This window comes from Mesorhizobium sp. M0292 (genome assembly GCF_040321695.1).
Classification (GTDB): Bacteria; Pseudomonadota; Alphaproteobacteria; order Rhizobiales; family Rhizobiaceae; genus Mesorhizobium.
In genome coordinates this window covers 1-21824 of sequence record NZ_JAMYSB010000011.1, presented here as the reverse complement: position 1 = coordinate 21824, position 21824 = coordinate 1, and the positions used below count along the sequence as shown (strand labels likewise).

Below are 21824 nucleotides of genomic sequence, written 5' to 3'. Positions count from 1 at the left end.
GTCAGCTCGCCGCCAGCCATTTGCGGGACTGAGCGAACGTCTTGAAGGCTTTTGCGTCCATCGGGTAGCCGAAAAGGAAGCCTTGCAGGATATCGCAGCCAAGCTCTTTCAGAATGCGCGCGTGCTCCATCGTCTCGACACCCTCGGCGATCACTTCGATCCCGAGCGACTTGCCGATGTCGATAATGGACGACACCAGCTGCCGCTGTGCGATTGAGCTGGAGATGGGGGTGACCAGTTGGCGGTCGATCTTGAGGCGACGCGGCCGCAACTTCAACAGCGAGACGATCGAGGCATGCCCGGTGCCGAAATCGTCGATCTCGATGTCGATGCCGAGCCCCTTGATGTGTTCGATGTTCCAGCTGACCAGCTCGTCGTTTTCGTCGAGGAAAATCGACTCCACCAGTTCGAACGACACGGTCCCTTCCTTGATGGGAAGCTTGCGCAAACCCTTGATCAGATCCCTGTCTTCCAGGCGCCTGGCGGAAACGTTGACCGAGACGCGCGGGATGTTGAGGTGGCTGCGCGACCAACGCTCGAAATTATCGAGCGCCTGCTCCAGGACGGTGCGGTCGATAAGCGACACGACATTGAGTTCTTCAGCCACCTTGATGTAGGCGTCGGGAGTCAGCATGCCGCGTTGCGGATGATCCCAACGCGACAGCGCCTCGACGCCAACGATCTCCAGCGTCTTGGCGTCGAACTGCGGCTGATAGTAGACGATGAATTCGTTCCGCTCGAGCCCGCCCAGAATCTCGTCGGCGGTCTGCTTGGTCCGCACGATCTCGCTCTGCAGCTCTTCGTTGAAAAACTCGTAGCGGTTGCGGCCGCGGCCTTTCGCCCGGTACAGCGCCAGATCGGCATTGACAAGCAACTGCCTTGCATCGACGCCGCTATTGGCCGCAATGCCGATGCTGACGCCGAACCGGCACTGGTGACCCAGATAGTCGACCGGCTGGCGCATCGCATCGATAATGTGGTCGGCCAGCGCGGCGAGTTTCTTGTCGTCGCGTCCATGGCTCAGCACGACAAACTCGTCGCCGCCGATGCGCGCAACGAAATCGGCACTGCCGACGCTGGCCTTGATGACTTTCGAAGCATGCACCAGCAATGCATCGCCCGCTGCATGGCCGAGCGTGTCGTTGATCTGCTTGAACCGGTCAAGGTCGAGATGCAGCAACGCCGCGCGGCCGTCGGCTTCGCGGTTTTCGGCAAGCATCTCGTCCAGATACCGACGGTTGGGCAGACCGGTCAGCGAATCATGCATCGCGACATGCTCGATGCGGGCTTTGGCCAGGTTCAGTTCGGCATTTTTCGATTCTGAAAGGCGACGTTCACGCACGAGATTCTCGTTGAGCAGCACGTCGCCTGTCACATCCCATTCGGCGCCGATCATTTTTGGCGTGCCGTCGATGTCCCGGAAGAAACTGGCGCGGGTGCGCACATGGCGAATGGTGCCGTCCGGCCGCAGGAGCCGATACTGCGAAGAGTAGGGGCCTTGTGTTGCAACAGCCGAATCGAAATCTGCTTTAGCCCGTTCGAAGTCTTCGGGATGGATCGCCAGCGCCCAGTCGTCATAGCTACGGGTCTTGCCGCCGCCGGGTTTGCCATAGATTTCGTTGATGCGGTCGTCCCATACGAGTTCGTTGCTGACGGTATCGTGCTCCCACACGCCTATAGCAGAGGCTTCCAACGCCAGCTCCAGCCGCCGGGACAGGCGCCTCAACTCGGCGTCACTTTTCTGCCGCTCACCGAAAAGACGTCCTGCCACGAGGATCGGCAGCACCACCAGCGCGCCGGCAAGCGCCATGAGCAGACGCAACAGCCACTCATTTTTCGGAGCGGTCGGCCAGCCGCCCTTCGGTATGGCTGAAATTTGCCAGGAGCCTGAAGGCAATTGCACCTCTGCCATCACCGGATTGCCGGACACGACATTATCGCCGCCGAAGAACAGTTCCCCGCCGCCGCCGAGCGCATCCTTGCCGATAAGCGCCACATCGATATCCAGATCAGGGTCGGTCAGTCCGCTGGCAGCGTAGAGCCGATCGACATCGATCACGGCCGAGACGATACCCCAGAAACGGTCGCCGCCACCCGCCGTCGGCACGAAGACCGGGATACGGCCGATGAAGCCACGTCCGCCTTGCGCCAGTTTGACCGGCCCGGCGAGCACCAGCGCGCGCTGGTCACGGGCGCGAAGCGCGGCCATGCGTTGCGTATCGCTCTTGCGGTAGTCCAGCCCGATGGCTTTTTCATTGCCTTCCAGCGGATACATCAGCGCGATGACGAGGTCGGGGGCGCCGGCAATATCGCGCAACTGCGATTTTTGCTCGAACAGATTACGGGCGAGTGCCGCAAATCTTTGCTGGCCCATATAGGGCTCGGTAACGATTGTCGAAACGAGACCCTGAACCAGCTGGAGATTGCCGCCTATGTTGCCTTCGAGCTTGGCGCGTATGATGTTGACCTTGGCCAGGACGTCGGCGCGCGCCAGCTGATCGGAGACCTCTCTGTTCCTCTGGTCGGCAACCAGGGCGCAGACGAGAAGCACGACAAAGGCAATCGCCGCCGGCAAGTTGGCGGAAGAAAAAACGGCCCGTTTCAACCGGCCGGAATTGAGCATTGCACCTGCCAACTCGATCCGAAGACCTTTCCAGGACAGTAGTCCTTCGGTCGACCATAGTAGCTAAAGCTTAAGTTTGAGCTTCGAGACGAATCCGAGAACAAACGGTAAGCTTTTGGCTGCCAGGGTCCAGCCGAAATCTGAATGAGTGTCCGAAAGTAGGACGCCAGGTTGCAGCGTTCTGCAACCCAGCGGCGAAGTCATATTCGCCTCAGATTGCAACAAGCCGCCTGATCTTGCCGCGCGGGCCCTTGCGGGAGGCTTACTTCCCAGCCATTTGATCGGCCAGCGCCTGCGCCTGGGCGAGCAGCGCCGGGAAAGCCGGGTCAGCCGGCAGGCGCTGCGCCATGCAGGCCCGGTAGTCGCTGTCGCCCTTGTCCCAGGCGGCGTTGGAGGACTCGAACGCTTTTTCGTCCTTCAGGTCCGATGCCTGGTAGGCCTCCTGGAATTTCTGCGCGGCGGCGTCCGCAGCAGCCCACACGGCGTCGCAGGCGGCGATCTTCGGAACGGCAGGGGCTGCCGGCGCTGCGATAATTCTCACGCTGTTGCCTTTGACGAGCGTAACGATGACTTCCTGCTCATAGATCGGCCCGACGTCCTGCGTCCAGCCGCCGAGCCGTGCGAAGGCGATGTCGGCGCCTTCGGGTTTCTTCAATGGAAAGTCGAGCGTTCCCTCGAAGGCGGCGTCGCTGTTGATCGCCTGGGTATAGAAGGCATCCAGCTTAAGCGCCTCATCGATGCCGGCGGGCAGTTTGAAACTTTCGTCGGTCTCGGCGGTTCTGGACTGGAGCCAGCGCTCCAGCAGCCCTCGCGTCGTTGCCACTAGGCTGGGGCCGTCGTCGCCCTTGGTGTATCGCAGCCCATCGAGCATGCCATAGCCGATATCGGAGTCGCTGAGGCTTTCGATATTGATTGTGCCGGTTGGCGGAAAGTCCTTGACCGCCAGCGGACCGATGATGCCGGCAAGACGCTGCTGGAGGTCGGCCAGCGCCTTCTCGTTCTCAGCGTCGATGGTCTCGATTGCCGCGTTCGCACTGTTCAGCGCTGCGATATCAGCAATCGCCTTGTCACGCGCGGCCACATAGTCGTCCTCCGGCGAGGCCGCGAAAGCCACGCTGCTCACCAGTGCAAACAGAAACGTCCAGACCCACCGCATGATATAAACCCTGCTCTACGTTCGATTCCAAGGATACATGACAACATTGGGCTGAAAAAAGACGCCGTTGGAGCTGCAGATCTCCCCACATGAGGGGGAGATGGCCGGCAGGCCAGAGGGGGTCGCCGCGCGTGAAGCGCTGACTCCTTTTGCAGCGCGAGACGACGTTAGCGCTTCACGCGCAACGACCCCCTCTGTCGCCTTCGGCGACATCTCCCCCTCGAGGGGGGAGATTGGCGCCTAATCACGCCTTGCGCTTCTCCACCTCCGCCTTCCTCAGCAGGAAGCGCTGGATCTTGCCGCTTGGGGTCTTCGGCAGTTCCGTGATGAACTCGACCTCGCGCGGGTAGGCGTGCGCCGACAGCCGTTTCTTGACGTGCTGGGCCAGCTCTTCGGCGAGCTCCGAATTGCCCTTGTAAGCCGGCGCCAGAACGACGAAGGCCTTGACGATCTCGGTGCGCTGCGGATCGGGCACGCCGACGACAGCCGCCTCGTTGACCGCCGGATGCTCGATCAGCGCGCTTTCGACGTCGAACGGGCCGATGCGATAGCCGGCCGAAGTGATGACATCGTCGGCGCGGCCGATGAAGGAGACCGAACCGTCCGGCTCGTACTCCACCGTGTCGCCGGTGCGGTAGTAGCCGCCCGTGATCGCCGGCGTCTCGGCTTGGTGATAGCCGTCGAACCAGCGCAGCGGCGACTTCGCGATGTCGACGGCGAGGATGCCGGGCTGGTTGGGGCCGAGCTCGTTGCCGGCCTTGTCCAATACCACCATGCGATATCCGGGCATTGCCAAGCCGGCCGAGCCCACGCGCACGACGTGCGAGAGCCCATGATGGTTGTTGACCATCATGCCGTTCTCGGTCTGGCCGTAATGGTCGTGAATGGGCGCGGCGAGATTTGCGTCGAACCAGCGGATGACTTCCGGGTTGAGCGGCTCGCCGGCGCTGCTCACCACGCGCAGTCTGCCTTTGACACGGGCCGCAGCTTCCGCGCCTTCCGCCATCAGCAGGCGATAGGCGGTCGGCGAGCCGGCAAGGCTGGTGACGCCGAGCCGCTCGATGATGTCGTAAGTGCTCTTGGCGTTGAAGGCGCCTTCATAGAAGGTCGTGGCGATGCCGAGCTGCAACGGGCCGGTGATGGCGTAATAGAGGCCGTAGGCCCAGCCGGGGTCCGCGATGTTCCAGAAGATGTCGTCGGGCAGCAAGCCGATCGCGTCGCGCATATAGGCGCCGAAGGCGAGCAGGGCGCGAAGCGGCACCGGCACGCCCTTGGGCAGGCCGGTCGTTCCCGACGTCGACATCATCATGAACAAATCGTCGCCCTTGCGCATCACCGGCTGGCACTCGGGCGAGGCGGCGGCAAGCGCGGCGCGGAAATCGATGTCGCCTGCAGGTAGCTCACCGCCATTGCCAAGGATGGTGGCGATTTGCGCTGATGTCTCGACCTCGTCGAGCTTGCCGCGATTGGCCGGGTTGGTCACCACGATCCTGGCGCCGCTATAGCCGAGGCGGTGCTCGATGGCTTTCGGACCGAAGGCGGTGAACAGCGGCTGGTAGACCGCGCCGATGCGCCATGTCCCGAGGATCAGCGCCACCAGTTCGGGGACGCGCGGCAGCATGCCGGCGACGACATCGCCGGCACCGACGCCGGCGGCCTTGAGCACATTGGCGGCGCGCCCCGACATGTCGGCGAGATCGTCGAAGCTGAATTCGCGAAGCTCACCGCCGGCCGAGATCGCGCGCAGCGCCAGCCGGTTTTGTCCGGTGTAGCGGCCGCAGCATTCGACATAGGCATTGATGCCGGTTCCAGGGTTGCCATACAACCGCGCGATCTCATCTTCGATGCGAAAGCGCTGAGCGGCATCCTCATAGCGCGGCATTTTGCTCATGGCGGTCCTCCCCTAGGCGGCGCCCATCTCCCTTGGAGCGCCTTATCGGTCAGATTGCCTGAAATTGCTGCGCTGGTCGATTACGGCGATAGTCGGGGGATGCGAAGGATCGCAGCGCAGCGACAATCCGCGCGCAGCCACTGGAGTTGACCGAACCGTCCATCCGGCCGATAGCACCGCCAGAATTGCCCCGAGGCCCCAATGACCCCAGACTCAACTTTCGATGACGCGGCCACAGCCGACGAAGAACGCGATGCCGACACCGCCTGGCAAAACGACATCCGCGCGGGCGTGCGCCGCGTCCGCGATCTCGCCTCCCTGCCGCTGTCACCCGCCGAGCGCGCGGCGGCGCAGGAGGCGGTCGTACGCCACAAGGTGCGTGCCCCCAAAACCTATCTCGACCTGATCGACTGGAACGATCCCGCCGATCCGATCCGCGCCCAGGTCATTCCATCGCCGGATGAGCTGACGGAAACGGAAGGCGAGCTCGACGATCCGATCGCCGACCATGCCTTCAGTCCGGTGCCGCGACTGACGCACCGCCACGCCGACCGGGTGCTGTTGTTTGCGACCTACCAATGCGCGGTCTATTGCCGTTTCTGCTTCCGCAAGGAATCCCTGACCTCGATCGGCCGCGGCTACACGCGCGAGGCGCTCGAAGACGCCTTTGCCTATATCGAAGGCCATACCGGAATCCGCGAGGTGATCCTCACTGGTGGCGATCCGCTTTCGCTTCCGGACAAGGCGCTGGCTGAAATCCGCGCCCGCATCGAGGCGATCGCGCATGTCAGGCTGCTGCGTATCCACACACGCGTGCCTGTCGTGCTGCCCGCGCGCATCACGCCGGGGCTGGTTGGCGCCTTGCAGGGCCGGCTGATGGTCACCGTCGTCACCCATTTCAACCATGCGCGGGAGATCACGCCGGCCACCGAATTGGCCTGTCGCGTCATGCGCCAGGCAGGCTTCGTGCTGCTCAACCAGAGCGTCCTGCTCAAGGGCGTCAACGATACGGTCGAGGTGCTGGAGGAACTCTGCCGCGAACTGATGTACCGGCTCGGCGTCAAACCCTATTACCTGCACCATGGCGACCTCGCGCGCGGCATGGCGCACAGGCGCACCACGATTGCGCAGGGACAGGCGCTGGCCGGCGCGCTGCGCGCCCGCCTGTCGGGCATCTGCAATCCGATCTATGTGCTGGACCTGCCGGAAGGCGGCGGCAAGGTGCCGCTCGGGCCATGCCATGTCGAGGGACGGGAAGGGCAGGACTGGCGCATCCGCGGCCAGGATGGCGAGGTGAGGGTATATCGGGAGGTGGTGGTGTAGGCACGGCGCAGCGGCGCCAATGACCGCCCCACATTGTCGATCAGAACGACCGATCGCACCAAACTATCGCCACGACGCGTTCGCCTGCATTCCGTATGTTGACATAAAGATATCCTTATGTGATGGTTGTCGCCTCAAGGATAAAAAATGTCGCAGAATTCTGGATCGCTGGACGCATTGTTCGGCCCCGTCGCGGCCAGACCCGATGGGTCCGAAGTGCTTGCGGCGCTGACGGCAGCGGCACGCGAGCGCATCCTCATCCTCGACGGCGCCATGGGCACGCAGATCCAGGGTCTCGGTTTCGACGAGGAGCATTTCCGTGGCGAGGCTTTTGCCGGCTGCGCCTGCCACCAGCAGGGCAACAACGACCTCTTGATCCTGACGCAGCCGAAGGCGATCGAGGAGATACATTATCAATACGCCATCGCCGGCGCTGATATCCTCGAGACCAACACCTTCTCCTCGACCTCGATCGCCCAGGCCGATTACGGCATGGAGGATGCCGTCTACGCGCTGAACCGCGACGGCGCGCGGCTGGTGCGGCGCGCCGCCATTCGCGCCGAGCAGGAAGACGGCAAGCGGCGCTTCGTCGCCGGCGCGCTCGGGCCAACCAACCGCACCGCCTCGATGTCGCCCGACGTCAACAATCCCGGCTATCGCGCCGTGACCTTCGATGAATTGCGCCTGGCCTATAGCGAGCAGCTGCGCGGCCTGATCGCCGGCGGCGCTGATATCATTCTCATTGAAACCATCTTCGACACGCTGAACGCCAAGGCGGCAATCTTCGCCTGCAACGAGATCTTCGAGAAAGAGGTGCACCTGCCGGTGATGATTTCCGGCACCATCACCGATCTCTCCGGCCGCACCCTGTCGGGCCAGACGCCGACCGCCTTCTGGCATTCGGTGCGCCATGCGAGCCCCTTCACCATCGGCCTCAACTGCGCGCTCGGCGCCAATGCGATGCGCGCGCATCTGGCCGAAATTTCAGGCGCCGCCGACACCTTCGTCTGCGCCTATCCGAATGCCGGCCTGCCCAATGAATTCGGCCGCTATGACGAGAGCCCGGACTTCATGGCCGCGCAGATCGAGGATTTTGCGCGGGAAGGGCTCGTCAACGTCGTCGGCGGCTGCTGTGGCTCGACGCCGGACCACATCCGCGCCATCGCCGAGGCTGTCAAGAAATATCCGCCACGCGCCATCCCCGAGATCGAGCGCAAGATGCGCCTGTCCGGGCTGGAGCCGTTCACGCTGACTGATGAGATTCCCTTCGTCAATGTCGGCGAACGCACCAACGTCACCGGCTCGGCCAGGTTCCGAAAGCTGATCACGGCGGGCGACTATGTTCCGGCGCTCGACGTGGCGCGCGACCAGGTCGCCAATGGCGCACAGATCATCGACATCAACATGGATGAAGGCCTGATCGATTCGAAAAAGGCGATGGTCGAGTTCCTCAATTTGATCGCCGCCGAACCCGACATCGCCCGTGTTCCGGTGATGGTGGACTCCTCGAAATGGGAGATCATCGAGGCCGGGCTGAAATGCGTGCAGGGCAAGCCACTGGTCAACTCCATCTCGATGAAGGAAGGCGAGGAAGCCTTTCTGCATCATGCGAAGCTGGTGCGCGCCTACGGCGCGGCGGTGGTCGTCATGGCCTTCGACGAGGCCGGCCAGGCCGACACCAAGGCGCGCAAGGTCGAGATCTGCACCCGCGCCTACAAGCTGCTCACCGAACAGGCCGGTTTCCCGCCCGAAGACATCGTCTTCGACCCCAACGTCTTCGCGGTCGCCACCGGCATAGAGGAGCACGACAATTACGGCGTCGACTTCATCGAGGCCGCCGGCGAGATCACCGCCACGCTGCCGCATGTGCATATCTCGGGCGGCGTCTCGAACCTGTCCTTCTCCTTCCGCGGCAACGAGCCGGTGCGCGAGGCGATGCACGCGGTGTTCCTCTACCATGCCATCCAGCGCGGCATGGATATGGGCATCGTCAATGCCGGCCAGCTTGCCGTCTACGACACGATCGAACCGGGACTGCGCGAGGCTTGCGAGGATGTCGTGCTCAACCGGGTGCCCAGGGCCGGCGGCACCGCCACCGAACGCATGCTGGAGATCGCCGAGCGCTTCAAGGGCACCGCCGGCAAGGAAGCCAGGGAGCGCGATCTCGCCTGGCGCGACTGGAGGGTCGAGCGGCGGATTTCGCATGCGCTGGTCAACGGCATCACCGAATTCATCGACGCCGACACCGAAGAGGCGCGGCTTGCGGCCGAGCGGCCTCTGCATGTCATCGAAGGCCCGCTGATGGCCGGCATGAATGTCGTCGGCGATCTGTTCGGCGCTGGAAAGATGTTTCTGCCGCAAGTGGTGAAGTCGGCGCGCGTGATGAAGCAGGCGGTGGCCGGATTGCTGCCGCACATGGAGGCGGAAAAACTGGCGAATGCCGCCAATGGGATCGACAATGGCGAGCGCCAGACGGCCGGCAAAATCCTGATGGCGACGGTGAAGGGCGATGTCCACGACATCGGCAAGAACATCGTCGGCGTCGTTCTGGCCTGCAACAATTACGAGATCATCGATCTCGGCGTCATGGTGCCGGCGGCGAAGATCCTGCAGACGGCTCGCGAGCAAAATGTCGACATCATCGGCCTGTCCGGCCTGATCACCCCGTCGCTGGACGAGATGGTGCACATGGCCGCCGAGATGGAGCGCGAAGGGTTTGACATTCCGCTGCTGATCGGCGGCGCGACCACCAGCCGTGTGCACACGGCGGTGAAGATCCACCCGCGCTATTCCAAGGGACAGACGGTCTATGTCAATGACGCCAGCCGGGCGGTCGGCGTCGTCTCGTCCTTGCTGTCGAACGAGACCAAGGGCGGCTACGTCGACACAGTGCGGGCCGAGTACAAGAAGGTCGCCGACGCGCATGCCCGCTCCGAGGCCGACAAGCAGCGGCTGCCGCTGGCCAAAGCCAGGGCCAATGCGCACAAGGTCGACTGGTCCGCCTACCAGCCGCCGAAGCCCTCGTTCACGGGCGTGAAAGTGTTCGAAAACTGGGACCTGACCGAGCTCTCGCGTTACATCGACTGGACGCCGTTCTTCCAGACCTGGGAACTGAAGGGGCGTTACCCCAAGATCCTCGACGACGAGAAGCAGGGACCGGCGGCACGCCAGCTTTTCGAGGATGCGCAGGCGATGCTGAAAAAGATCATCGCGGAAAAATGGTTCGCGCCGCGCGGCGTCATCGGCTTCTGGCCGGCGAACACCGTCGGCGACGACATCAGGCTGTTCACGGATGAGGCGCGTTCGCGGGATCTGGCCACCTTCTTCACGCTGCGCCAGCAACTGACCAGGCGCGACGGCAAGGCCAATGTCGCGCTGTCGGATTTCGTCGCGCCGGCCGACAGCGGCAAGCCGGACTATATCGGCGGCTTCATCGTCACCGCGGGGATCGAGGAGGTGGCGATATCAGAGCGCTTCGAGCGCGCCAATGACGATTATTCCTCGATCATGGTCAAGGCGCTGGCCGACCGTTTCGCCGAAGCTTTCGCCGAGCGCATGCACGAGAAGGTGCGCAAGGAATTCTGGGGTTACGCCGCCGACGAGACGCTGGCGCCGGATGAACTGATCGGCGAGCCCTATCGCGGCATCCGCCCCGCGCCCGGCTATCCCGCGCAGCCCGACCATACCGAGAAGGCGACCTTGTTCCAACTGCTGGATGGTGAGCGCAGTGCCGGCGTGAGCCTCACCGAAAGCTATGCGATGTGGCCGGGTTCATCGGTCTCCGGCATCTATCTCGCCCATCCCGAAAGCTATTATTTCGGTGTCGCCAAGGTCGAACGCGACCAGGTCGAGGACTATGCGCGGCGTAAAGCCATGCCGCTGGCCGATGCCGAGCGCTGGCTTGGGCCGATCCTCAACTATGTGCCCGTGGATTATGCCGAGGCGGCGGAATAGCCGGGACGTGATCTTGCCCAATGGCTCGACCGCTCCCTTGATTTTCACCGTCGAAAAAAATCGCGCCGCACCCGGTTCTCGGCGAGCTGCCGGTTGTGGGTCGGTCAGACTTAGGTCCCTCGCGCCTGCTTTTCTGGAACAAGCCGTGATGTCCCGCATTTTATTGGCAGGGACACAAGGAGTGTCGAGTGAAAGCGATTTTGGGACTGGTCGGCGGCTTCGTGCTGACCCTTGCGGTGTTCGGCAGCGGGCTGGTTTTCGCAGCCTGGCTGCTTGCCGCCAAGCCTGTGCGGGAAGCAAGGCCCACCGTCAGCGTGGCGGAACTGTGGACCCGGAAAGCGCGGCCGGTGGACAACACGGCGCAGGACTTCGAACGTGTGCCGCCCGAGCAGTCCGCGCCTGCCGACATCGCCGCCAGGGAGCCAGCCCAGGACCCGGCCAGGCAGCAGCCCGATCCCACAGTCACCGGCGCCATCGCGCCGGCCGAACTGCCGCCGCCGCATCTCGCCTGGTGCGCCAGCCGATACCGCTCCTACGATCCCGACGACAACAGCTACATGTCCTATAGCGGACAGCAGCGCACCTGCGTATCGCCCTATCTCGCCGCCGACCGCGTCGCGCCGCGAGAGGCAAGCTATGTCGAGGGCGCGGGCGCCTACGCGGCTGCCGGCGGCGAACCGGACCATGTCGCCTCCTGCTTCAGCCGCTATCGCTCCTACCGTCCGGAAGACAACAGCTACCAGCCATATTCCGGCGGGCCGAGACGGCAATGCGAGTAGCCAGCGCGAAGGGCGCCGCGAACGATTGCGACCGCGCGATTTCTGGGATCGTTCGGATCGTCCTCAAAGCCCAGGGGAGGAACCACTATGAACGACGACAGGCATCATAAGATACAGCAGCGCGCCTACCAGATCTGGGAGCGCGAAGGCACTGGCGACCCCGAGCACCACTGGCACCGGGCCGAGGCCGAAATCGACCGCGAAGCAGCCCTGCCGCTGACGGCCGACGACGCCCTGCCGCGCGAGATCGCCAGCACCGACGTCCTGACCGTCGAGGAACTCGCCGTGCGCACCGGCATATCGGGCGACGAGGCGCAGGAGCTGATCGACAGGCTGGGCACGGACCGGGCGGTGGTTGAGCAGGCTGCGCGGGGGATTGAGGGGAAGAGGCGGGCGACGTCCTGATCAGAGGCCCAGGACGATCTTTCAGAGTGGTCTTGTTGACACTTATCACTTTGGCAGTCGCGACAGAGGCCGTCATTCTCTGACAGCTTTGCGCCTAAATTGATCCGTGCTGGCCATAGCAACATCCGTAAGCGGACGGTGCCGATGCCGGCGAAGCAGCCCAGATGCTGCGATACGAAGTGCCAACCACTTCGCGGCACCAGCGTGCCTGTAGACACTCTCGCCACTTTCTCTATACGACGTCGAGACGGGGTGGCGAGCAACGATGATCACAGTGTTGGTGCACGAGTTGAATCAGACGCCGATGCGGCGGCTGATTTCGTCGGCAGGGCACTTGTTGCCGCTTTTGCGCATGGAAACCTATCAGTCAGTCTTCCGCCGACTGAACTTTCCCGCGGGTACCTTGGTTTTTACTGATTTTGAGTATCTGAATGGCATGGAAATGATGGCGGCGGCGGATATTGCCGAAGCCGCAAAGCGCGCCGACCCTGATGCTCGAATTCTAAACCATCCCGCGACTGTCCTGGAGCGGTTCGCCCTGCTCCGCCGGCTTCGTATTAGAGGAATCAACCCGGTCGAAGTATCGCGTCTGGAGCAGGATGAGCGACCAACCCGTTACCCTGTTTTTATCCGGATGGAAGATGGCTTCTGGGGGCCGGAAACCAAGCTTCTGGAAAACCCACGCCAACTTGAAGAGGCGATCGCCGTTCTCCAGGGCAACGCCAAGCCGATGAAGCGGCGCATCGCCGTCTCCTTTGAAGCCGATCGCGATTCGAACGGCTACTATCGAAAGTATGGCGCATTCCGCATTGGGGACGCGATTGTGTCCCAGCACATACTTAGGTCCGTCGACTGGAACGTTAAGTCATCGGCAAGCAGCACCGACCCGGATTTCGTGCGCGAGGAACTCGCCTTCGTAAAGGACAATCCGCACGCTGAGGACCTGCTTCGCGCCTGCAATACGGGCCATATCCAGTTCGGCCGCGTGGACTACACGTTGCGAGACGGCGCATTGGTGATATTCGAGGTCAACCCCAATCCGACTTTTCCGAAGTTCAAAGGTGGCGCAGCCGCCCGTGAGGAACGACGTGGCCACATTATCGCGGCGTTGAAAGTTGCATTCGAGGCAATCGACAGTTCCGGCACCGGGAGAATCGACTTCCTGCCTTCAGCCGGATCTTACCAATTCATTCAGTCGGGCCGCTGGATATGGCCGGTGAGATGGCTTTGGAGAACAAGAATGGCCCGGCGAAGGAAGATGCAATCGCAATGAACGGCCCGCGAGAAAGCCCACCGGCAGGACAACGGCTCTCGATTTACACCGACGAACCACTCACGCAACTTGCCCGTTTTTCGTTTGATTGGGCTGAGGTGCTGTGTGACCCGAGCCATGGGTGTATGCCCTACCATCGCACGTGGAGCATGATCCGCCTGCTGGAATCGAAAGGTGCCAAGCCGGCCGGCGGGGGGTTCTTTGGACGTGAATTGGCTGCCGTGGCCCAGGAGGGCCGCTGTCGCATTCTCCTGTCGGGCGCGGCCGACACCGGCCTGGCGGCAATGGTTCTGGGCCAAACGAGGCCGGTCGGCATCGAGCCCGAATTTGTGCTGATCGATCGCTGTGAAACGACGGTCGAACAGAACAGGCTGTTTGCCCGCTCCGCCGGTTTTGCGCTCGAGACCCACCGCGCCGACATTCGCGGTTGCGACTGTGCGCCGGTGCAGGCAGTTGTCGCGCATAGCGTTCTTAATTTCTTCGACCGCAGCGCACGCCAGCAGGTGGTCGACAGTTGGGCGCGTAGTCTCAAGCCTGGCGGACGCCTGCTTCTCTCCCAGAGGTTGCTATCGGAAAAAGACCAGCCGAGGGGGCCTCGCGGCATCGCTGAAATCGGCCGAAGGCTTTCGACCATCGAGAAGGCCGCCGTCGCGGCGCATTTTCCTGCCGCTGCCGTGGCGGAGCTGAAGACGGCCGTCGAAGCGCTCTGGGGTGAACCGCTGCATGAAGATCGCACTACATATTCAGACCTTGCGGATATGCTGAAGCAATCCAACCTGACGATTGTCGGCTCGGAGCAGCATCATACCGGGAAAAGCGTTTCCCCGCTTGCCGCTGCCGACAGCGTCCAGACAATTCCAAGATACGAAATCGTCGCCGTCAGGATGTAGCCCGACCACTAGAACAAGTGCGACATCGCAGAAGCGGGAAGGTCGATAGCCGCTATCCGATCTAGATAAAACCAGGTCGCCACTGCGACCGCAACCGAGGTGCAAGATGCCAGTGCCGCCGACTTCAAGGTCAGCTTCTGACCGGCTGCAATCCATATCAGGGTAAACAGGGACAGCGCCGCCGGGAGGCCCGCCAGCCAGACAGCGGCCGGCAACAGGAACATCATCATCAACGGCACACGATGGCTTTCCGGGATCGTATGGGTCCGTCCGCCTCCCTGTTTCTCGTGGCCAACAAGCGAGATCGTTTGCACAAGGGCGACCGCGAGCATCGCAAACAGACAACACCAGGCCACGGCCTGCGCGAAGATCGAATAGCCTGGCTGCCCTTGGAGCGATATCGCTGCCATCACAGCGCATCCACCGGTCAACAGCCATGCGACTGCGGCATCGGCACGCTTTGGCTTGACACGTCGCGGCGGCAAAACACCACCGCGCACGATCCATGCGAGGGAAAGCGCGATTATGACCATGATCGTCAACGACGCCGGCCGTTGTAGAGGGTTCAGCCTGCCGACACGGGCCAACTCCACACTGAGCGCCAGGTTTCGCTCGATGAAGCCGCCCAGGACGAATGATATGACAAAAGGAATTTGCGGCCAGGCGAGGCGCTTCAGCATGTAGCCGGCCAGCCCGAAAGCGACGGCTACGTACAGATCGATCAGCAGCCCGTTTAGCTGCACGATCGTCACGAAGCTGACGACAATGATCGGGAGCGCGATGCGGTCGATCCTGAGAGCAGTCAGGCGCGCAAAATATGGTGTCAACGCCAATCCCACTGCGGACGTCAGCAGGTTCGACAGCAGCAGCGCGGTAATCAACGTGAACGTCAGGGGCAAGCCGGTCGTCAGCATCGGTATGCCCGGAACGATGCCGTGTACCGTCAGGACTGTCAGCAGGATCAAGCCGCCCTCGCTGCCGGGAAGGCCGAAGGCAACGGTCGGCAGAAGCGAGCCTCCGTCCTTCGAATCGACGGCCGCTTCCGGCGCAATGATGCCCCTGATGTCACCAGATCCGAACCTTGAGCGCTGGTCCCTGGGGGTTGTCTGGATCGCCTGCCCGTAGGCAACGAAGCTGGCGACCGTTCCTCCAACACCTGGAATGATGCCGACCAACACGCCGATGGCCGACGATCGCATTGTTAGTCCCCAATGACGAAAGACAGCAAGCATACCGGTCCAGATCGAGTCGTTCGGGTTTTCCAGGCCAGCCGCTTTTTCAAGCTGCAATCTTTTTCGCCACGAGATGATTTCAGAAACGGTGAAAAAGCCAAGCAGCAGCGCGACCATGTCGACGCCGTCGAAGAGAGCGATGCTCCCAAACGTCCAGCGTGGTTGGCCATAGGTCGGATCAGTTCCGACAAGACCGACCAAAAGCCCCAGCAGCGCCATCGCCAGCGCTTTCAGACGGGACGCGCTTGGAACCGCAATGATCGTCGACAGGCCCCACACGCCGAGCAGCACGTATTCAAACGGTCCGAATTGCAGGATGAACGGCCGAATGATCGGCATGAGCGCTATGAGGACGAGGACGCCAAAAACCGATCCGACGGCCGAGGCCGTTGCCGCGGCGGCTATCGCGGTGCGAGGCAGGCCGGCCCTGGACATCGGATGGCCGTCGAGCAGGGTTGCCGCGCTTGGCGCGTTGCCCGGTATGTTGAAGAGGATAGCCGTTATAGATCCCATGAAGGTCGCGCCGCCGGTCAGGGCGCCAAACAGCAACAACACCGATACCGGATCCCAATGCACGGTTGCGACCAGCAGAAGGGTTGCAAGGCTGGCGCCGCCAATCCCTGGAAGAAAGGACGTAGCCATGGCAACCAAGGTGCCAAGCACCGGGATCAGTATGTTCGGCCAGGAGAATACATTGCCCAGTCCAGTGCCGAGGGCAGCCCAATATCCGGTCATCAGCGCGTTGCTCGCGCATCCCGCTCGAGTTCCGGGTGTTTTTTCAGATACGCTTCCGCCTCATGGAAGGCACTGAGCATATCGTTGATCACGATGACGGTCTGGTCAGCGTCGCGCGGCTCGATTGGACGTTTCTGAGCTTCAAGCGCCACCTTGAACCCATCGCTCTTGACCGCGGCGGAGACGGCGTCACGAAGACAACCTAGCGATTTCTGCTCCATGTCGGCAGGGGCAAAAAATCCCCGCGCTGTCGCCGAAGCTTTCGCGACGGCGATGGCCAACCGCAATCGTTCTTCCTGCTTCTCCTTGGAAAGGCCTTGGCTGCGCTGCCACACCAACCCTCCTTCACCCGCCAGGAAAGCCACGCCTGGCGCGTTCGGGTCAGGTCCCTCCGTGAGAACCAGACCGACTTTGGCTTCGCCTGCGGCGGTCGAGCGCAAGCCTGTCGTCAATGAATTGGATGTCATATCGCCTTCGCCACGCAGGAGCGCGGACATGAGTGCGCCGCTGCCTTCATAGCCCGAGACCACGTCGACCTTGATATCGAGGAGGTGCGCGGTGAGCACTATCGGCAGGATGCCGGCTTCAAGCGATGAAACCGACGCGACCAGATGTTTGGCGCTTTGCAAATCGACATCGTTCCGAACAATCCACGCTTCGGGATCGATGTGAATCAGTCCTATCGGATTTAGCCGATTCATCCAGTTGTCGACGCCAGCCGGAATGTCACCTTGCGAAATTATGTCGGAGACGCTTTCAATCATAAGGACCAGTTCGTCGGATGGCGCATTGGTTACACGCTTTAGCGCCGCAAATCCGCCTGCCGCGGGCATATTCACGACCCTGACATCGAGCTCGGTCGTGCTGGCAAGGGCCGGCGCAAATGCACGGGCATAGGTATCATAGCCGCCGCCGGCAGCGTTGGGGACAACGAGGGTGATTCGCCGGCCGGCGTAGGTGGTTGCGCAAGCGATCTCGCCGCCGCTTGCCGCGGACGGCAGGTAGATTGCCGCGGCGGTGATTGCCGCCAACGCCACACGAAAGAACTTCATCTCGCCAAGCCCCAGATTTCACCCAGTGGTGATACTTTAGATAGCCCTTGCAACGCCAGCGTTGTTCCTTAGCAATCGCGCTTAGTTTCGTGAATGTCGCGGTCTGTGTCGCCAATTGGCGTCCGATCTGCCATGCGGTTATTCAGTTCATTAACCTTTCATTAACCATACCACGGCTAGCGTTTACCTCTCAGTAAGGAATCGCCCGCCGTGACCTTTGCCGCTCCCCTCGAGGCCAAATCCATTCGCTTTCGCGCCCGCTCCTTCGTCGCATTCACGCTGACGCCGGAGGCGCCTTTGGACGTTTGGCTGGAGAGCCTCGATCGCTGGGTCGGCAATTCGCCGGGCTATTTTGCCGGGCGCCCGGTGGTGCTCGACCTGAACGTGCTGAAGCCCGATGTCGTGGCCATCGAAGCGCTGGTCGATCTGCTCGGCCAGCGCGGAATCCGCATCTATGCCATGGAACTCGATGGTGGCGCCGAGCTTGGCACGCATCTGCCGCCGGTGCTGGTCGGCGCCAAGGAGGCGACCACCGACGGGCTGCTGCAGCCGAGCCGCAAGGCGGGCAGGGCGGAGGAGGACACTGCGGTAAGCGACATGAAGGCGGCCGGTGACATCAAGGCAGAGGCCGGCGATTTGAAGGCGGGCGATTTGAAATCGGCGAGCGATGCCAAGGCACAGCCGAAAGACGCCAAAATTGCCGCACCCGACGCTGGCACGCTGATGATCCGCTCGCCGATCCGTTCAGGGCAGCTGATCTTCCACCCGCATGGCGATGTCATCGTGCTGGGCTCCGTCGCGTCCGGCTCCGAGATCGTCGCCACCGGCTCGATCCACGTCTATGGCACGCTGCGCGGCCGCGCGTCGGCAGGGGCGCAGGGCAATACCGCCGCGCGTGTCTTCTGCCGCAGGAACGAGGCCGAGCTTCTCTCGGTCGATGGCTGGTATTGCACGGCCGAGGAGATGGACCCGTCAGTCCGGGGCAAGCCTGTGCAGGCATTTCTCGACAACGGCATGCTGCGCATCGCCCCTTTCAGCTAATGCGTCTCGCCCGACAACGACATAACGAACAACAACGGAGGCTTTATTGATGGGCAAGGTAGTGGTGGTCACCTCGGGCAAGGGGGGCGTCGGCAAGACGACCTCTACCGCGGCTCTGGGGGCGGCGGTCGCCAAGACCGGCAAGAAGGTGGCGCTGGTCGATTTCGATGTCGGCCTGCGCAACCTCGATTTGATCATGGGCGCCGAACGGCGCGTGGTGTTCGACCTCGTCAACGTCATCCAGGGCTCGGCAAAGCTGTCGCAGGCGCTGATCCGCGACAAGCGGGTCGAGACTTTGTTCCTGCTGCCGGCCTCGCAGACGCGCGACAAGGATGCGCTGACCGAGGAGGGCGTGGCCGAGGTCATCGGCAAGCTGCGCTCGGTGTTCGACTATGTCTTCTGCGACAGCCCGGCCGGCATCGAGCGCGGCGCGCAGCTCGCCATGCGCTTTGCCGACGAGGCGGTCATCGTCACCAATCCGGAAGTGTCGTCGGTGCGCGATTCCGACCGCATCATCGGCCTGCTCGATTCCCGCACCTTGCGGGCCGAGGAGGGCGAGCAGATCGCCAAGCATGTGCTGGTCACGCGCTACGACGCGGGACGCGCCGCGCGGGGCGAAATGCTGTCGATCGACGACGTGCTGGAGATCCTGTCGGTGCCGCTGCTCGGCATCATTCCCGAGAGCCAGGATGTGCTGCGCGCCTCCAACCTCGGTTCGCCGGTGACGCTGTCGGAGCCGCTGAATGCCGCTGCCAAGGCTTACATCGACGCGGCCAAGCGGCTCGAGGGCGAACAGCTGCCGGTCATCGTGCCCTTCGAGCGCAAGGGCTTCCTGGATCGTCTTTTGGGAAGGAGGGCGGCATGAACCTGCTCGACATCTTCAAGCGGCGCACCAGCGCGCCGGTGGCGCGCGAACGGCTGCAAGTGCTGCTTGCCTATGAGCGCCGCAACCGCAGCCAGCCCGATCTCGTCTCCATCCTGCGCGAAGAGATCATGGCGGTGATCGCCAAGCATGTGCAGATCGACCAGGATTATCTGCAAGTTTCGATGGACCGCGGCGAGACCATGTCGACGCTGGAGATCGACATCCAGATCCCCAACAAGAGCGCAGTGCCGCTGGCCATGGCCGGGTGAGATTGAAGCTGCTGATCTCCCCCCTTGTGGGGGAGATGGCCGGCAGGCCAGAGGGGGGCGCTGTCCCGCTGGCCTGTCAATTACATGTAGCAACGGCTTTGCCGAAGATCTGGATTCGCTGAGACGTAGCGATCCTTCGCGCCCCCCTCTGTCCTGCCGGACATCTCCCCCACGAGGGGGGAGATTGCGCTCCTCGCGCTCGCCTGCGCCAAGCACCCCCACCCGGACCTACGGTCCGACCTCCCCACAAGGGGGAGGTAGGGGGCCAGCGCCTCTCCCCAAAAAACATTCAACCAACTAGTTGACTATCTAAAATCTCGCCTCTATATTCAACTACATGGTTGAATTAGAGACGCCCCAGATGGACCAGGTTTTTCACGCCCTTGGCGACGCCACGCGCCGGAACATGCTTAACCACCTCGCCGGCGGCGAGCGTACGGTGAGCGAGTTGGCGCAGCCCTTTGCCATGTCGCTGGCCGCCGCCTCCAAGCACATCAAGGCGCTGGAGCATGCCGGGCTGATCCGGCGCGAAGTGCGCGGGCGCACCCATGTCTGCCGCCTCGAGGCCCGCCCGCTGGCCACCGCCTATCAGTGGCTCGGCCAATACGCGCGTTTCTGGAACAGCCGCCTCGATGTCCTCGAACAGCTTTTGCGCGAGGAGGCGGGGCGCAAAACGTCGACGACGCCGGCACCGGCAAATCCAGAACCATCGAAGCCGGAATCACCCAGGCCAACACCTTCCAAGGGAGACGACCGATGAACCAGATGAACAGCTTCGACGGCTACGCCCAGCTGATCCAGCCGGCCACTTTGAGGATCGAACGGCTTTTGCCCGGAACCAGGGAGCGCGTCTGGGAATATCTGACGCAGAGCGACCTGCGCCGCCAATGGCTGGCGGCCGGCGACATGGAGATGGAGGAAGGCTCTTCCTTCGAGCTGGTCTGGCGCAATGACGAACTGACCGACCCGCCCGGCGACAGGCCGGCCAGCTTCAGTGGCGGCGAGCAGCGGATGCACAACCAGATCGTCGAGTGCGATCCGCCGCGCAAGCTCACCATCACCTGGAACGGCAGCGGCAATGTCACCTTCGAATTGGCGCAGCGCGGCGACGACGTTCTGCTCACCCTGGTCCACCGCCGCCTGCCGGACCGCTCGAGCCTGATGATGCATGCCGCAGGCTGGCACGTGCATCTCGACCTCCTGGTTGCCCGCGTGGCGGCCGAGAAACCCGAACCGTTCTGGGACAGCTTTAGCCGTCTCGTGGCGGACTACGACCGGCGCCTGCCGGCCTGACCTGACCTGACGCATCGCCCGGTCCAACCGGGCACCATCGATCCCTTGCGCCGGATGCCGGCGCAAGGGCCGGCGAAACACGCGCCTTCGCCAGACACCGCGGCGCGTCATCGGAAGTGAAACCAGGCAACGTGCTTGCATCCCGCAAGCCCGAAGGAGGAAGTCATGCGTAAATTGATCACCGGAATGAAGATCTCCATCGACGGCAAGATCGAAGGCCCCGAAGGCTTCGCCGACTGGGTCGACAACTGGTCGGAGGAATACGGCCTGATGCCTGAGATCGACGCCTGCCTGCTCGGCGGCGTCATGTATGCCGGTTATGAGCGCTACTGGAGCGCGATCCAACAGAACGAGCCGGACCAGCCATTGCCGATGACCGGCAGACTGGTCGACCCGGCCGAACTCGAATGGGCGCGCTTTGCCGCGAAAACCCCGCACTATGTGCTGTCGAACACCATGACGACGTCAGCCTGGGCCTCGACGCGCTTCCTGCGCCGCCTCGACGACGTCGCAGCGCTGAAGCGCGAGCCCGGCAAGAACATCTACCTCATGGGCGGCGCCCGCATCACCGCCAGCCTGATCGAAGCCGGCCTGGTCGATGAAATGCGGCTGATCGTCTATCCGCTGCTCGCCGGCGACGGCAAGGCGCTGTTCGGCATGGTGCACGCCCGGCACGGACTGGAACTGCGCAAGGCCGAGGCGCTTTCGGATGGACGTGTGAGCCTGGTGTATGGGCTGGCGAGCTAGCTTCTTTTCCTCTCCCCCGAGGAAGGGCGCAAGCTTATGCGAGCTGGCATTTTCCTCTCCCTCCGGAAGGGGGAGAGGTGGCGCCGCGAAGCGGCGACGGAATGGGGGAAGGCGCTCATGAACCCACGGTCGCCGCAAAACAGGAGCGACGGAAGCGAGCGCGAAACGCCGGCAAGCAGGCAATCAGGCGGATGTGATGGACGGTCGACCCCCCCCACCGCCCCCCCAAAAACGACCCCAAAACCCCCCACCCGCCGGCGGGGCCTCGCCCGCCCGCCGTAGACGGAGAACAAAAA

The 21824-nt window shown here is 62.8% G+C and carries 17 protein-coding genes; 12 read left to right on the top strand and 5 right to left on the bottom strand.

All coding sequences use genetic code 11. The features are described from left to right. Nucleotide 1: 1 nt before the first annotated feature. The 3 genes from NKI96_RS18135 to NKI96_RS18125 form a co-directional block, all read right to left on the bottom strand. A complete protein-coding gene (locus tag NKI96_RS18135) occupies nt 2–2623 on the bottom strand; it encodes a bifunctional diguanylate cyclase/phosphodiesterase (protein ID WP_352805465.1) in 2622 nt (873 codons plus the stop codon). A gap of 262 nt (nt 2624–2885) precedes the next feature. Beyond that, complete coding sequence (locus NKI96_RS18130) at nt 2886–3779, bottom strand: hypothetical protein (RefSeq protein ID WP_023693888.1); 894 nt, start codon at nt 3777–3779, stop codon at nt 2886–2888. Nucleotides 3780–4023: 244 nt separating this feature from the next. Then, nucleotides 4024–5670 carry an acyl-CoA synthetase gene (locus NKI96_RS18125; protein WP_352805462.1) on the bottom strand — a complete coding sequence of 549 codons (1647 nt, stop codon included), beginning with the start codon at nt 5668–5670 and terminating at the stop codon, nt 4024–4026. A 201-nt stretch (nt 5671–5871) separates the two neighbouring features. Here NKI96_RS18125 and NKI96_RS18120 point away from each other — a divergent pair, with 201 nt between their 5' ends. The 6 genes from NKI96_RS18120 to NKI96_RS18095 all read left to right on the top strand — a co-directional run bounded on the left by NKI96_RS18120 (nt 5872) and on the right by NKI96_RS18095 (nt 14294). Then, nucleotides 5872–6993 (top strand): KamA family radical SAM protein, encoded by a 1122-nt coding sequence (locus NKI96_RS18120; protein ID WP_352805459.1) that lies wholly within the window; start codon nt 5872–5874, stop codon nt 6991–6993. A 147-nt stretch (nt 6994–7140) separates the two neighbouring features. Then, the gene (gene metH, locus NKI96_RS18115; RefSeq protein WP_352805457.1) at nt 7141–10947 is read left to right on the top strand and encodes a methionine synthase; all 3807 of its coding nucleotides are present in this window, start codon (nt 7141–7143) and stop codon (nt 10945–10947) included. A 188-nt stretch (nt 10948–11135) separates the two neighbouring features. Further along, on the top strand, nt 11136–11726 hold the full coding sequence (locus NKI96_RS18110; RefSeq protein ID WP_023695523.1) for a BA14K family protein: 591 nt from the start codon (nt 11136–11138) through the stop codon (nt 11724–11726). Nucleotides 11727–11813: 87 nt separating this feature from the next. After that, the gene (locus NKI96_RS18105) at nt 11814–12131 is read left to right on the top strand and encodes a DUF2934 domain-containing protein (RefSeq protein WP_023695522.1); all 318 of its coding nucleotides are present in this window, start codon (nt 11814–11816) and stop codon (nt 12129–12131) included. A gap of 265 nt (nt 12132–12396) precedes the next feature. After that, nucleotides 12397–13404 (top strand): hypothetical protein, encoded by a 1008-nt coding sequence (locus tag NKI96_RS18100; RefSeq protein WP_023695521.1) that lies wholly within the window; start codon nt 12397–12399, stop codon nt 13402–13404. Beyond that, nucleotides 13353–14294 carry a class I SAM-dependent methyltransferase gene (locus NKI96_RS18095; protein ID WP_196814857.1) on the top strand — a complete coding sequence of 314 codons (942 nt, stop codon included), beginning with the start codon at nt 13353–13355 and terminating at the stop codon, nt 14292–14294. The genes NKI96_RS18100 and NKI96_RS18095 overlap by 52 nt, the downstream gene beginning before the upstream one ends. A gap of 8 nt (nt 14295–14302) precedes the next feature. On the opposite strand, the gene NKI96_RS18090 is transcribed toward NKI96_RS18095, so the two are convergent. Together NKI96_RS18090 and NKI96_RS18085 are read right to left on the bottom strand one after the other, a co-directional pair. Then, complete coding sequence (locus NKI96_RS18090) at nt 14303–16261, bottom strand: tripartite tricarboxylate transporter permease (protein WP_352805454.1); 1959 nt, start codon at nt 16259–16261, stop codon at nt 14303–14305. Continuing rightward, the gene (locus NKI96_RS18085) at nt 16261–17313 is read right to left on the bottom strand and encodes a Bug family tripartite tricarboxylate transporter substrate binding protein (RefSeq protein ID WP_023754659.1); all 1053 of its coding nucleotides are present in this window, start codon (nt 17311–17313) and stop codon (nt 16261–16263) included. The genes NKI96_RS18090 and NKI96_RS18085 overlap by 1 nt, the downstream gene beginning before the upstream one ends. Nucleotides 17314–17523: 210 nt before the next feature. Here NKI96_RS18085 and minC point away from each other — a divergent pair, with 210 nt between their 5' ends. The 6 genes from minC (at nt 17524) to NKI96_RS18055 (ending at nt 21528) form a co-directional block, all read left to right on the top strand. Beyond that, nucleotides 17524–18354 (top strand): septum site-determining protein MinC, encoded by an 831-nt coding sequence (gene minC, locus NKI96_RS18080; RefSeq protein ID WP_023693879.1) that lies wholly within the window; start codon nt 17524–17526, stop codon nt 18352–18354. A gap of 49 nt (nt 18355–18403) precedes the next feature. Further along, nucleotides 18404–19219, top strand: a complete 816-nt coding sequence (gene minD / locus NKI96_RS18075; RefSeq protein ID WP_023670342.1) for a septum site-determining protein MinD — start codon at nt 18404–18406, stop codon at nt 19217–19219. After that, complete coding sequence (minE, locus tag NKI96_RS18070) at nt 19216–19488, top strand: cell division topological specificity factor MinE (RefSeq protein ID WP_023684809.1); 273 nt, start codon at nt 19216–19218, stop codon at nt 19486–19488. Before minD ends, minE begins: the two co-directional genes overlap by 4 nt. A 337-nt stretch (nt 19489–19825) precedes the next feature. Next, nucleotides 19826–20248 (top strand): ArsR/SmtB family transcription factor, encoded by a 423-nt coding sequence (locus NKI96_RS18065; RefSeq protein ID WP_352805451.1) that lies wholly within the window; start codon nt 19826–19828, stop codon nt 20246–20248. Further along, nucleotides 20245–20781: an SRPBCC family protein gene (locus tag NKI96_RS18060; RefSeq protein WP_023711862.1), complete on the top strand. Its 537-nt coding sequence runs from the start codon at nt 20245–20247 to the stop codon at nt 20779–20781. Before NKI96_RS18065 ends, NKI96_RS18060 begins: the two co-directional genes overlap by 4 nt. A 165-nt stretch (nt 20782–20946) precedes the next feature. After that, nucleotides 20947–21528, top strand: a complete 582-nt coding sequence (locus NKI96_RS18055) for a dihydrofolate reductase family protein (RefSeq protein ID WP_352805447.1) — start codon at nt 20947–20949, stop codon at nt 21526–21528. Nucleotides 21529–21824: the final 296 nt, after the last annotated feature.